The organism is Bradyrhizobium sp. PUT101 (genome assembly GCF_052043945.1).
In the GTDB taxonomy this organism is placed as follows: domain Bacteria; phylum Pseudomonadota; class Alphaproteobacteria; order Rhizobiales; family Xanthobacteraceae; genus Bradyrhizobium.
In genome coordinates this window covers 3,928,998-3,941,920 of the sequence record NZ_CP197207.1, presented here as the reverse complement: position 1 = coordinate 3,941,920, position 12,923 = coordinate 3,928,998, and the positions used below count along the sequence as shown (strand labels likewise).

Below are 12,923 nucleotides of genomic sequence, written 5' to 3'. Positions count from 1 at the left end.
TCAGAATCGGTCTTGAGAGGCTGATTTCGCGAGCAGAATGATCGGCAATGTTCCGCCGCGGCCGGCCCAAGCAGGCCGCCGCCGGGCGGCCATGTGCGGTTTTGTGCTGGTTTGTCCGCCCTGCTAGAATGGTACTTCCAGGGCAGGGCTGACGGTGCAAATGCAGGCTGACAAGCAGCTTTCGGACGAGCAGAGCCGCGAAATCGCGGAGACCATTCGCGAAGAGCTGGCCAGACGCCGGATCTCCCGGCAAGCCCTGGCCGAGCAGGCCAAGCTGAGCCTGTCGACGTTGGAGAAGGTGCTCGGCGGCCGCCGGCCATTCACGCTGGCGACGACGGTCCGGCTCGAGCAGGCGCTAGGCGTCTCCTTGCGCAAAAGTGCCATCGTGGTGACGCCTCCGGCCGCAAACGACGTCGCGCCCGACAGCCTCGGCTCCTATGCTCATCGCGCCGTGACCTGGCTCGAGGACGTCTACATCACCCTGCGCCCGTCCTTTGGCGACAAGGACGCGATCTTTGCCTATCGCACCGAGATCGTCTGGGAGCCGAAGGTCTCCGCGCTGGTCTTCCGGGAGGGCGAGCGGACCGACGCAGCCTATGAGCACACCGGCGAGGTCGCCGTTCCCCATCAGTCCGGCTTCATCTACCTCGTCATCATCAAGCACGGCCAGCATCGCGTGATCACGGTGTCGCGGCCGACGGTTTCCGGCGAGATGTACGGCATCATCTCGACGCTTCGTGCCGGCCCCGGCTCGCAGCTCACGCCGATCGCTGCACCCATCGCCTATGTGCCGCTCGGGAATATTCCAAAGCCGTCCCTGGGGCGGGTTGCGCCCGACGACGGCAACTACGTCTTGTATCGAAAGCATCTGCGCCGCACGGTGGAAGAGCCCTTTGCGCTTTTCCTGCCGGCATAGCCCTGCTTCGACCTCGTTCACACAAAAGATAGCGGCCTTTCGACCGCTATCTGAATTGGCATGTTCAGCTGATGCGGGCTAACCCCCGGTCTCGGCGCTGATGATGTCGCCGAACAGCTCCCACTGGCCAGCCTTGAAGCGGATCATCTTGAGCTGCTCGATCGGCGCGAAGTCGTTGGCGCCGGTGTTGATCTTGATGCCGGGGATCAGCGTGTCGGGCGCAAAATCCTTCAGGCTCGCGGCCTGCTTCATCACGTTCTCCCGCGTCAGGTTGTCCCCACACTGCTTCAATGTCTGAACCAGGGTCTGCGCGGCGGCGTAGCCGTAGACGATGTTGGTGTCGGAGACGTTGGCGCCCGGCATGTATTTGTCGATGAAGGCGAGGAACTTCTTCATGCCCTCGTCGTCCTTCCATTGCGGGTCCGATGCGTCCTTCAGATAGCTCGCCGACAGCACGCCTTCCGACGCATCGAGTCCGGCCGGCTTCATCACCGCGCCGATCGAGATCGACACGTCCGTCATCACATGCATCGGCCTCCATTCGAGCTCGGCGATCTTCTTGATCGCCTGCGCCGCAAATTTCGGCGTCGAGATGTTGACGAAGACGTTGGCGCCGGTGCCCTTCAGCTTGACGATGTGGGAATCGATCGACGGCTCGGTGGTCTCATAGCTCTCCTCCGCCACGATCAGCGAGGATGCCTTGTCGCCGAAGATCTCCTTGATGCCGGCGACGTAGTCCTTGCCGAAATCGTCATTGGCATAGAAGATCGCGACCTTGGCATCCGGCTTCGCCTGCAAGATGTACTTGGCGAAGATCCGCGCCTCGACCCGGTAGCTCGGCTGGAAGCCCATGGTCCAGGGAAAACCCTTCGGGTCGTTCCATTTGCTGGCGCCTGTGGCGAGGAAGAGCTGCGGGACCTTCTTGGCGTTGTGATATTTCTGCACGGCGGTCTGGGTCGGCGTGCCCAGCGCGTTGAAGACGAGGAACACCTCGTCGCTCTCGATCAGCTTGCGGACCTGCTCCACGGTCTTGGGCGGCGAGTAGCCGTCGTCATAGGAAATCCAGTTGATCTTGCGGCCGTTGATGCCGCCCTGGTGTGATCATCTTGAAATAGGCTTCCTCGGTCTTGCCGATGATGCCGTAGGCGGAGGCAGGACCCGAATAGGCCTCGACATTGCCGATCTTGATCTCGGTGTCGCTGGCACCCGTGTCGTATTTCTTTTGCGCGTAAGCGCCTTGAACCGAAAGCAAGGTCAGGGCTGCTGCTGCGGCGAGTAACGCGATTTTCTTGTTCTTCATGGAAATTCCTTGGAGTTTCTTGTTGGTAGGGCAGGCACTTCAAAAAGGAAAAGCGCCCGCGAGGGGCGCTTTGGTCAGGCATTGGCGACCTTCTTGTCGACTTCGGAAGCCACCGAGAATTCCTTGCGCAAGGTCGGTTTGTGGATCTTGCCGGTGGCGTTGCGCGGTAGCGCCTCGACGAATCGGATCTGGCGCGGACATTTGAAACGCGCCAGATTGGCCGCACAATGGGCGAAGACCTCTGTCTCCGTCAGCTTTTGTCCGGGCTTGACCGCGACGATGGCAAGGCCCACCTCGCCCCATTGCGGATCGGGAATGCCGATCACGGCAGCCTCCGCGATAGCCGTGAGCTGGTGCAGGACGTTCTCGACCTCGGCCGGGTAGACGTTCTCGCCGCCGGAAATGTACATGTCCTTCCAGCGATCGACGATGTAGTAGAAGCCCTCCTCGTCGACGCGGGTCGCATCGCCGGTGTGCAGCCAGCCGTCGGTGAAGGATGTCTTGTTCGCCTCCGGCCTGTTCCAGTAGCCCGGCGTGATGTTGGGTCCCTTGACCCAGAGCTCGCCGAGCTCGCCGACATCGGCGTCGCTGCCGTCCGGACGCACGATGCGCACCTCCGTGTGCAGCACCGGCTTGCCGGCGGAGCCGGCTTTGCGCGCGGCATCCTCGCGATCGAGCACCAGCACGGCCGGTGAGGTCTCGGTCATGCCGTAGCCCTGCTGAAGCGCGACGCCGCGCGCCTCCCAGACCTTCAACAATGGCACCGGCATCGGAGCGCCGCCGACACCGCCGACGATCAGCCGGCTGAGGTCGGTCGTCGCGAAGGCCGGGTGCTGCGCCATGAACTGGTAGATCGCGGGCACGCCGAAGAACACGTTGATGCCCTGCGCGGGATCGTTGATCAGGCCGAGCGCCGCGCCGGGATCGAAGGCGCGCATGATCATTACGGTGCCGCCGGCGTGCAGCACCGGATTGGTGTAGCAATTGAGCCCGCCGGTGTGGAACAGCGGCAGCACCGTGAGCAGCACCGAGGCCGGCCCGATGCAGGCGGGGCCGCCGAGATTGACGCAGTTCCAGAAGGTCATGCCATGCGTGATGGTCGCGCCCTTCGGACGGCCCGTCGTGCCCGAGGTGTACATGACGGTGGAGACGTCATCGAGCGTGACTTCTTCGGCGCGGTCGAGCGGCTTCGCGGCGGCGATGCCGGCTTCATAGGTGCCGCCGGGGCCGAGCAGCAGGCTGGTCGCAACGTTGCAGAGCTTTGCGACGGCGAGCGCCGTCTCGGCCAGGTCTGTGTCGTGGATCATCACCTTCGGCGCACAATCGGCAGTGATGAACTGGAGCTCGGGGACGGTGAGGCGGGTGTTCAGCGGTACGAAGATGGCACCTAACCGGCCGCAGGCGAGCTGCACCTCCAGCGTATCGGTCGTGTTCAGCGCCAGGACGGCGACGCGGTCGCCGCGCGAGACCTTCAGCGTATGACGCAGGAACGAGGCGAGGCGCGAGACGCGGGCGTCGAGCTGCGAATAGGTGAAGCGGCGCTCGCTTGCGAGGTCGATCACCGCAACCTTGTTCGGTGTGCGGCGGCCATGATGGGCGATCCAGTCGTAGTAACGAACGGCCAAGAATTCCTCCCTCGGCGGTCGGTGCCGCCCTCCATCCTGCTGCCCGTGCACCATGCCCGGCGTGGCGCTAGCCGGAGTCTGTGCAGCAACGTTTTTTTTAACCAGAGTTAGCCTGTGCGGGACGAAAATCGTCTTGCGTGGAGTTGCTAGGCCATAGGCTGCGGTGGAGCGGCTCCTCCGGTCAGCCACTCTGCGCAAGTGAAAGGCAAATGTTCCAGCCATGGTGGACGAGCGAATCCGCCAACAGGCGAGACTACGATGAAGAGCCCGTTCTATACCGCCGAGCACGACGCCTTCCGCGACGTCATGCGCCGTTTCGTCGAGAAGGAGATCACCCCGTTCGCCCATGAGTGGGACGAGGCCGGTGAATTCCCGCGCGTGCTCTATCGCAAGGCCGCCGAGATCGGCCTCCTGGGGCTCGGATTTCCCGAGGAATATGGCGGGATTGCCGCCGACCAGTTCATGAAGATCGTCGCCAGCCAGGAGCTGGCGCGCGCAGGCGCCGGCGGCGTCAGTGCCAGTCTGATGAGCCACACCATCGGCTCGCCGCCGATCGCACGCGCGGCCTGGCCCGAGGTGAAGGCACGTGTGCTGCCGCAGGTGTTGTCAGGCGAGAAAATCTCAGCGCTGGCGATCACCGAGCCGGGCGGCGGTTCCGACGTGGCGAATCTGCGCACCCGCGCGCGGCGGGACGGCGATCACTACGTCGTGAGCGGGGAGAAGACCTTCATCACCTCAGGCATGCGCGCCGATTATCTGACCGTGGCCGTGCGCACCGGTGGCGAGGGTGCCGGCGGCGTCAGCCTGCTCCTGATCGAAGGCGACACGCCCGGCCTGTCGCGGACGAAGCTGAAGAAGATGGGCTGGTGGGCCTCGGACACCGCGACGCTGCATTTCGACCAATGCCGCGTCCCGGCAGGAAACCTGATCGGCGAGGAGGGCCAGGGGTTCAAGATCATCATGCAGAACTTCAACAGCGAGCGCATGGGCATGGCGGCAAGCTGCACCGCCTTCGCGCGGGTCTGCCTCGACGAGGCGATTTCTTACGCGAAAGAGCGCAAGACCTTCGGCAAGCCGCTCGCCCAGCACCAGGTCATCCGCCACAAGATCGTCGACATGGCGCAGAAGGTCGCGGCGTCCCAGGCGATGCTGGAGATGCTGGCCTGGCGGCTCGAGCAGGGCGAAAGCCCGGTCGCGGAAATCTGCATGATGAAGAACCAGGCGACGCAGACCATGGCCTTCTGCGCCTCGGAAGCCGTGCAGATCTTCGGTGGCGCCGGCTTCATGCGCGGCATCAAGGCCGAGCGCATCTACCGCGAGGTCAAGGTCAACGCCATCGGCGGCGGCACCGAGGAGATCATGAAGGACCTGGCATCCAGGCAGATGGGGTTGTGATAACCGTCGTCCCGGGGCGCGCGCAGCGCGAACCCGGGACCCAGAGATGAGTCCAACAATATCGAGATTCCGGGTTCGGCGCTTCGCGCCGCCCCGGAATGACAGGAGCAAAATGCTATTCACCGCTGACCACGACGACATCCGCCGCTCGCTGCAAAAGTTCATCGCGGGCGAGATCAATCCCCATGTCGATGAGTGGGAGAAGGCTGACATCTTCCCGGCGCACGAGCTGTTCAAGAAGATGGGCAATCTCGGCTTCCTCGGTCTGAACAAACCGGTCGAGTTCGGCGGTTCCGGCCTCGACTACTCCTACGCGCTGATGATGGCGGAGGAGTTAGGGGCCATCACCTGCGGCGGCGTGCCGATGGCGATCGGGGTGCAGACCGACATGGCGACGCCCGCGCTGGCACGATTCGGCTCAGATGAGGTTCGTCGCGAATTTCTGGCACCCTCGATTGCCGGGGATTATGTCGCCTGCATCGGCGTCTCCGAGCCCGGCGCGGGCTCCGATGTCGCCTCGATCAAGACCCAGGCGCGCTCCGACGGCGACGATTACGTCATCAACGGCGGCAAGATGTGGATCACCAATGGCACGCAGGCCGACTGGATCTGCCTGCTCGCCAACACCGGCGATGGGCCCGTTCATCGCAACAAGTCGCTGATCTGCGTGCCCATGAAGAGCAAGGGCGTCACGGTCGCGCGAAAGCTCGACAAGATGGGCATGCGTTCCTCCGACACAGCGCAGATCTTCTTCGACAATGTCCGCGTGCCCAAGCGCAACCGCATCGGTGAGGAGGGCAAGGGCTTCACCTATCAAATGATCCAGTTCCAGGAGGAGCGGCTGTGGGGTGCGGCCGCCTGCCTCAAGTCGCACGAATACATCATCAACGAGACCATCGCGTACACTCGCAATCGCAAGGCCTTTGGCCAGAGCATCCTCGACAACCAGGTCGTGCACTTCAAGCTCGCAGAGATGCAAACGGAGGTCGAGCTGCTGCGCGCGCTGATCTATCGTGCCGCCGAGCAGCTGGTGGCGGGCGAAGACGTGACGAGGCTTGCGACCATGGCCAAGCTGAAGGCCGGCCGCCTCGGCCGCGAGCTCACCGACGCCTGCTTGCAATATTGGGGCGGAATGGGCTTTACCAACGAGACGCCGGTCAGCCGCGCCTATCGCGACAGCCGCCTGACCTCGATCGGCGGCGGCGCCGACGAGGTCATGCTGATGGTCCTGTGCAAGATGATGGGCACGTTGCCCGGCAGCAAAGGAGGTGCTTGATGATCACGCTCTATCACTGCGACGCCGCGCGCTCGTTTCGCCCGCTCTGGATGCTGGAGGAGATGGGGCTGGCCTATGAGCTGAAGATGCTGCCGTTCCCGCCGCGCGTCTTCGCCAAGGAATATCTTGCACTCAATCCGCTCGGCACGATTCCCTTCATGGTCGACGGCGAAACGAAGATGACCGAATCCTCTGGCATCTGCCACTATCTCGGCGTCAAATACGGGCCGACGCCGTTGATGGTCGGACCGGAGGATCCCGCCTATGGCGCCTTCCTGAACTGGATGTATTTCAGCGACGCCACGTTAACCTTCCCGCAGACGCTGGTGCTCCGATACACCCAGCTCGAGCCGGAGGAGCGCCGCAACCCGCAAGTCGCCACCGACTACGCAAAGTGGTTCTTGGGGAGACTGCGCGCCGTCGAGGCAGCCACGGCGAATGCCGAAACATTGTGCGCGGGCCGCTTCACCGCCGCTGACATTGTCATCGGATACGCGCTTCGCCTGGCGAGCAACATCGGGCTCGCCAAGGATTTCGGTCCAAATGTCGCAGCCTATTGGGCTCGCCTGCAGCAGCGCGACGGTTTCAAGCGCGCAGTTGCTGCGGAACAGAAGGCTGGCGCCGAGCAGAATGTTGCAGCGAGGGTGAGGGCGTAAGTTTCCGTCATTCCGAGGCGATGCGCAGCATCGAGCCCGGAATCTCGAGGTTCCCGGCTCGGTCCTGCCGACTGCCCCGGAACGATGGCGCCTGTTTCCATGACAGCGCTATCCTATCGTGACAGCGGCCAAATTTCCGCTAAGGTGACCTCCGTCCGCAGCGGCCAGAGAGCCGCGCGAGGAGGACCCCAATGGAAGATAAAGGTCGCGAATCCGACCATCTGATGCTGATCACGCCCGAGCGGGTATTCTATGCCGGCCTGCTCGGCCGTCCCCGCAAGCGCACCCCCGGTAGCTGCCATGTCTATGTCGCGGTGAAGGGCAGCCTGCATCTGACGATCGACGACGTCCAGACCTCGGACGAGTTGGTCGTGACCCTGCCGAACCAGCGGCACACCATCGCCAGCGACTATCGCACCGTCATCAGCGTGACGCTGGAGCCGGAGAGCATGCCGGATGGCGTGATCGAGGCTTTGGCCGAGCGGCTCCGGGGGCCCGACAAGGCCGCCTATGCGCGCAAGATCCTGGCCGCCTACACGCTGCTGCGCCAGCGCCGCTACGGCGACATCACCACCGCCGAGTTCGACGAGATGTGCTTTGGCGAGGCGCTGCCACGTCGCGTGCTCGACCCGCGCGTGATGCGCGCGGTCGCCCGCATCGGGCGTTTCTCCGGCGAGCCGGTAACGGCGGATACGTGTGCGGCAGAAGCGGGCCTCTCGGCATCGCGCTTCCTGCATCTGTTCAAGGAGGAGACCGGCATCTCCTTCCGCTCCTTCCGTGCCTGGAAGCGCGCGCGGCATCTTCTGCACTTCGCCAACCAGGACCTCAACCTCGCTCATCTCGCGCAGGACATCGGCTATCCCGACTCGACGCATTTCAGTCACTCGATCCGCCGCTTCTACGGATTGAAACCGCGTGCGATCTTCGTCGGCTCGCGCGACCTTGCGATCTACCGCAGCACCGAGACGGTGCGGCTCGCCGAAGCGAGCTGACTTCGGTCTCGCAGGGTGGGCAAAGCGTAGCGTGCCCACCGTCGTCACCGAACCTTGAAACGTGGTGGGCACGGCGCAAGCGCGCCTTTGCCTACCCTACGATTTGCCGTTGCTTTCCAGCTTCTCCGCGCAAGAAGCCGCATGTCGCGCGTCACATGATCGCAAGCGTTGAATTCTCAACGTGCGAGACATTAGTGGCATGAGCGACAAGGCCGTCATCACCTGCGCGCTGAACGGCGTGCTCACCGACCCGAAGCAGCACAACGTGCCTGTGACGCCCGAGCAGATGGCGCGCGAGGCCAAGGCTGCGTTCGATGCCGGCGCGTCCATCATGCACATCCATCTGCGCCAGCAGGCGCCGAACAAGGGGCATCTGCCGTCCTGGGAGGTCGCTGTCAGCAAGGAGATCCAGCAGGCGATCCGCGAGGCGTGCCCGGGCGTGATCATCAACCACACCTCGGGCGTGTCAGGGCCGAACTACTCAGGCGCGCTCGATTGCATCCGCGAGACCAAGCCGGAGATCGCCGCCTGCAATGCCGGTTCGCTGAACTACCTGAAAGTGAAGGCCGACAACACCTGGGCCTGGCCGCCGATGATGTTCGACAATGCGGTCGAGAAGGTGAAGGACTATCTCGACGTCATGAACGCGGTCGGCACCATCCCCGAGTTCGAGTGCTTCGATGTCGGCATCGTCCGCTGCGTCGGCATGTACCGCCAGGTCGGCATGTACAACGGCCCGCTCGAGTACAATTTCGTGATGGGTGTTGCCTCCGGCATGCCTGCTGATCCCGAGCTGCTGCCGATCCTGATCAAGCTGAAGCGCCCCGAGGCGAACTGGCAGGTCACCGCGATCGGCCGCGAGGAGATCTGGCCGCTGCACCAACGCTGCGCCGAGCTCGGCGGCCACTTGCGCACCGGCCTCGAGGACACCTTCTATCTCGCCGACGGCAAGAAGGTGACCTCGAACGGCCAGCTCATCGAAGCCGTCGCCGCCTGCGCGCGGCGTGCCGGCCGCGAGATCGCGAGCCCGGCCGAGGCGCGGAAGATCTTTGGGACGAATCGCTGAACGTCGTTCCGGGGCGCGCGAAGCGCGAACCCGGAACCTCGAGATTCCGGGTTCGATGCCGCGCCTCGCCCCGGAATGACGGAGTAAACTGTGTCCATTCTCGAAAACACCATTTCCCCCGGCGGCGCCGCGTACCAGGCCAGCCGTGACGGCATGCTCGCGCTGATCGACCGCATGCGCGCTCTGGAAGAGCGCACACGGGCGGCGTCGGCCGCGGCCAAGGATCGCTTCCACAAGCGCGGACAATTGCTGCCGCGCGAACGCGTCGCCCTTGTGCTCGATCCCGGTGCGCCCTTCATCGAGCTGTCCACCCTCGCGGGCTACATGTTCGACGTGCCGGATGCGAACAAGAGCGTGCCCGGCGGCGGCGTCATCGCCGGCATCGGCTTCGTCTCGGGCATTCGCTGCATGGTCAGCGCCAGTGATTCCGGCATCGACGCCGGTGCGCTGCAACCTTACGGTCTCGACAAGACGCTGCGGGTGCAGGAGCTCGCGCTGGAGAACAAGCTGCCTTACGTGCAGCTCGTCGAAAGCGCCGGCGCAAACTTGCTGCGCTACCGCGTCGAGGATTTTGTCCGCGGCGGCAACATCTTTCGCAACCTGGCGCGCCTTTCCGCGGCCGGCCTGCCGGTCGTCACCGTCACGCACGGCTCGTCCACCGCCGGCGGCGCCTATCAGACCGGTCTCTCCGACTACATCGTCATGGTCCGCGGCCGCACCCGTGCGTTCCTCGCCGGACCGCCGCTGCTGAAGGCCGCGACCGGCGAGATCGCGACCGAGGAAGAGCTCGGCGGCGCCGAGATGCACACGCAGGTCTCCGGCCTCGGCGATTACCTGGCCGAGGACGATCGCGACGCGCTGCGCATCGCCCGCGAGATCATGGCGGCGCTGGAATGGGAGCGGCCGGGCAGGGCGACGCCAGAATTCAAGCCGCCGCGCTACGATCAGGACGAGCTGCTCGGCATCATGCCGATGGACCACAAGCGTCCGGTCGACATGAAGCAGGTGATCGCGCGCATCATCGACGATTCCGACTTCACCGAGATGGCGCCGAATTACGGGCCCGCCACGGTGTGCGGCCATGCTCGCATCGAAGGGCAGGCCATCGGCATCATCACCAACAATGGCCCGCTCGATCCCGCCGGCGCCAACAAGGCGACGCATTTCATCCAGGCCTGCTGCCAGACCCGCACACCGCTGCTCTATCTGAACAACACGACCGGCTATATGGTCGGCAAGGCCTACGAAGAGGCCGGCATGATCAAGCACGGCTCCAAGATGATCCAGGCGGTCACCTCGGCGACGGTGCCGCAGATCACCATCTATTGCGGAGCGTCCTTCGGGGCCGGCAATTACGGCATGTGCGGGCGCGGCTTCCATCCGCGCTTCTGCTTCTCCTGGCCGAATGCCAAGACGGCCGTGATGGGCGGCGAGCAGGCGGCCGAAACCATGGCGATCGTGACCGAAGCCGCCGCGGCGCGCCGCGGCAAGCCGATCGAGAAGGACAAGCTGGACGCCATGAAGGCGCAGATCGTCGGTGTGTTCGACGGCCAGATGGATGTGTTCTCCACCAGCGCACGCGTGCTCGACGACGGCGTGATCGACCCGCGCGATACCCGCGCGGTTCTCTCGGAAGTGCTCGCGATCTGCCGCGAGGGCGACGCACGGAACCCCCAGCGCATGCAGTTTTCGGTGGCCCGCCCATGAGGAACGGATCAGTGCAGCACCGGCCGTTCTTCAAGATCCTGGTGGCCAATCGCGGCGAGATCGCCTTGCGCGTGATGCGTAGCGCGCGGCGCTTGGGCTTAAGCGTGGTCGCGGTCTATTCGGATGCCGATCGCGACGCGCTCCACGTGAAGCACGCCGATCAGGCCGTGCGCATCGGCGAAGCGCTTCCGGCGCAATCCTATCTCAGCATCCCCGCGATCATTGCCGCCGCCAGGGCGAGTGATGCGGATGCCGTGCATCCCGGCTACGGCTTCCTTGCCGAGAACGAGGAGTTCGCGCGCGCCTGCAAGGAGGCCGATCTCGTCTTCATCGGCCCATCGCCGCAGGCGATCGAGGCGATGGGCAACAAGGCCGGCGCCAAGGAGATCATGAAGAAGGCCGGCGTCCCTATCGTGCCCGGCTATCAGGGCGCAGACCAGGGCGACGAGGTGATGCTCGCGGAAGCCAGAAAGATCGGCTTTCCCGTGATGATCAAGGCGGTCGCCGGTGGCGGCGGGCGCGGCATGCGGCTCGTGGCAGATGCAGCCTCGTTTCCCGATGCGCTGCGCAGTGCGCGTTCCGAGGCGAAGGCCGCGTTTGGCGACCCGACCGTCATCCTCGAGCGCGCGATCCAGAATCCCCGCCATATCGAGATCCAGGTGTTCGGCGACAGCCACGGCAATGCCATTCATCTCGGCGAGCGCGACTGCTCGGTGCAGCGGCGGCACCAGAAGCTGATCGAGGAAGCGCCGTCGCCCGCGGTGACGCCGGAGCTGCGGGCAAGGATGGGCGAGGTCGCAGTCGCCGCGGTGAAGGCGCTGCGCTATGAGGGCGCCGGCACGCTGGAATTCCTGCTCGACGAACGTGGCGAGTTCTACTTCATGGAGATGAACACGCGTCTCCAGGTGGAGCATCCCGTGACCGAGGCGGTTACCGGGCTCGATCTCGTCGAGTTGCAGCTGCGCGTCGCGCGTGGCGAACCGTTGCCGGTGAGGCAGCAGGACATCCGCTTCGAGGGCCATGCCATCGAGGTGCGGCTCTGCTCGGAGGACGCCGCGCAGGATTTCATGCCGCAGTCCGGCCGCATGGCGCGCTGGCAGGTGCCCGACGGCATCCGCGTCGAGCACGCGCTGCAGTCGGGCTCGGAAATCCCACCGTTCTACGATTCCATGATCGCCAAGATCATCAGCCATGGTGCGAGTCGCGAGGAGGCGAGGGGACGGCTGATCGTCGGCCTGGAGCAGCTCACGGCGTTTGGCGTGACCACGAACCAGGCGTTCCTGATGTCCTGCCTGCGCCATCCCGGGTTTGCCAAGGGCGAGGCGACGACGGCGTTCATCGGCGCACATCGCGACGAGCTGCTGGCGCCGCGCAGGGGCGCCACATTCGATACGGTATTGGCGGGGTTGCTGCTCTACGTCACCAACCCGCGCGCGACTGTCTGGCAAAGTGGCCGGAGTCTGTCCGCGACGTTCCCGCTTCCAGCGAAACTCGAGATCGCCGGCCACGTCCACGAGCTCGAAGTCACGCGCGAGCGCGATGGCAGCTACACCGTCGCCACCGACGGCCGTCGGGACAGGTTCGAGATCGAGCAGATCGATGCCGATGCGATTCGTTTTCGCCATGACGGTGTGATGGACAGCGCCAAATTCCTGCGCGATGGCGACCGGCTCTACCTCCAGCATCGCGGCATCCCGCTTGCGGTGATCGATCTCACGCTGGCCGCGCCGAAGGCTGCAGCAAGCAACGGCGGCGACGGCAAGGTCCGCGCCGCCATGAATGGCCGCGTCGTCGCCGTCCTGGTCAAGCCCGGCGATCGCGTCACCGCTGGCCAGCCGGTGCTGACGCTGGAAGCGATGAAGATGGAGCACGTCCACAAGGCCGGCCTCGACGGCGTCATCGCGGCGATCGACGTTGCCGAAGGCGAGCAGGTGACCACCGGCAGGATCGTGGCGGAGATCGAGGTGTAGTCTCGTGTCCCGGACGCGCG

At 64.6% G+C, this 12,923-nt stretch carries 9 protein-coding genes and 1 pseudogene; 8 read left to right on the top strand and 2 right to left on the bottom strand.

Going from position 1 to position 12,923, the window contains the following annotated elements; genetic code table 11:
• The first annotated feature begins 160 nt into the window (after positions 1-160).
• Positions 161-916, top strand: coding sequence for a helix-turn-helix transcriptional regulator (locus ACSHT2_RS19210; protein WP_440635797.1), 756 nt, complete (start codon positions 161-163; stop codon positions 914-916).
• Between the two features lie 78 nt (positions 917-994).
• On the opposite strand, the pseudogene ACSHT2_RS19205 reads toward ACSHT2_RS19210, so the two are convergent.
• Both ACSHT2_RS19205 and ACSHT2_RS19200 read right to left on the bottom strand, forming a co-directional pair.
• A pseudogene (locus tag ACSHT2_RS19205) lies at positions 995-2,216 on the bottom strand (ABC transporter substrate-binding protein).
• Between the two features lie 74 nt (positions 2,217-2,290).
• A complete protein-coding gene (locus ACSHT2_RS19200; protein ID WP_440635795.1) occupies positions 2,291-3,841 on the bottom strand; it encodes an acyl-CoA synthetase in 1,551 nt (516 codons plus the stop codon).
• Between the two features lie 258 nt (positions 3,842-4,099).
• On the opposite strand from ACSHT2_RS19200, the gene ACSHT2_RS19195 reads away from it, so the two are divergent.
• The 7 genes from ACSHT2_RS19195 to ACSHT2_RS19165 all read left to right on the top strand — a co-directional run bounded on the left by ACSHT2_RS19195 (position 4,100) and on the right by ACSHT2_RS19165 (position 12,903).
• Complete coding sequence (locus tag ACSHT2_RS19195; RefSeq protein ID WP_440635794.1) at positions 4,100-5,236, top strand: acyl-CoA dehydrogenase family protein; 1,137 nt, start codon at positions 4,100-4,102, stop codon at positions 5,234-5,236.
• Positions 5,237-5,348: 112 nt separating this feature from the next.
• Positions 5,349-6,512, top strand: a complete 1,164-nt coding sequence (locus ACSHT2_RS19190; protein WP_440635792.1) for an acyl-CoA dehydrogenase family protein — start codon at positions 5,349-5,351, stop codon at positions 6,510-6,512.
• Positions 6,512-7,168 carry a glutathione S-transferase family protein gene (locus tag ACSHT2_RS19185; protein WP_440635790.1) on the top strand — a complete coding sequence of 219 codons (657 nt, stop codon included), beginning with the start codon at positions 6,512-6,514 and terminating at the stop codon, positions 7,166-7,168. The genes ACSHT2_RS19190 and ACSHT2_RS19185 overlap by 1 nt, the downstream gene beginning before the upstream one ends.
• Before the next feature lie 191 nt (positions 7,169-7,359).
• On the top strand, positions 7,360-8,160 hold the full coding sequence (locus tag ACSHT2_RS19180) for an AraC family transcriptional regulator (RefSeq protein ID WP_370116535.1): 801 nt from the start codon (positions 7,360-7,362) through the stop codon (positions 8,158-8,160).
• Positions 8,161-8,359: 199 nt separating this feature from the next.
• Positions 8,360-9,226 carry a 3-keto-5-aminohexanoate cleavage protein gene (locus ACSHT2_RS19175; protein WP_440635789.1) on the top strand — a complete coding sequence of 289 codons (867 nt, stop codon included), beginning with the start codon at positions 8,360-8,362 and terminating at the stop codon, positions 9,224-9,226.
• A 90-nt stretch (positions 9,227-9,316) separates the two neighbouring features.
• On the top strand, positions 9,317-10,933 hold the full coding sequence (locus ACSHT2_RS19170; RefSeq protein ID WP_440635788.1) for an acyl-CoA carboxylase subunit beta: 1,617 nt from the start codon (positions 9,317-9,319) through the stop codon (positions 10,931-10,933).
• On the top strand, positions 10,930-12,903 hold the full coding sequence (locus ACSHT2_RS19165; protein ID WP_440635787.1) for an acetyl-CoA carboxylase biotin carboxylase subunit: 1,974 nt from the start codon (positions 10,930-10,932) through the stop codon (positions 12,901-12,903). Before ACSHT2_RS19170 ends, ACSHT2_RS19165 begins: the two co-directional genes overlap by 4 nt.
• Positions 12,904-12,923 lie beyond the last annotated feature (20 nt).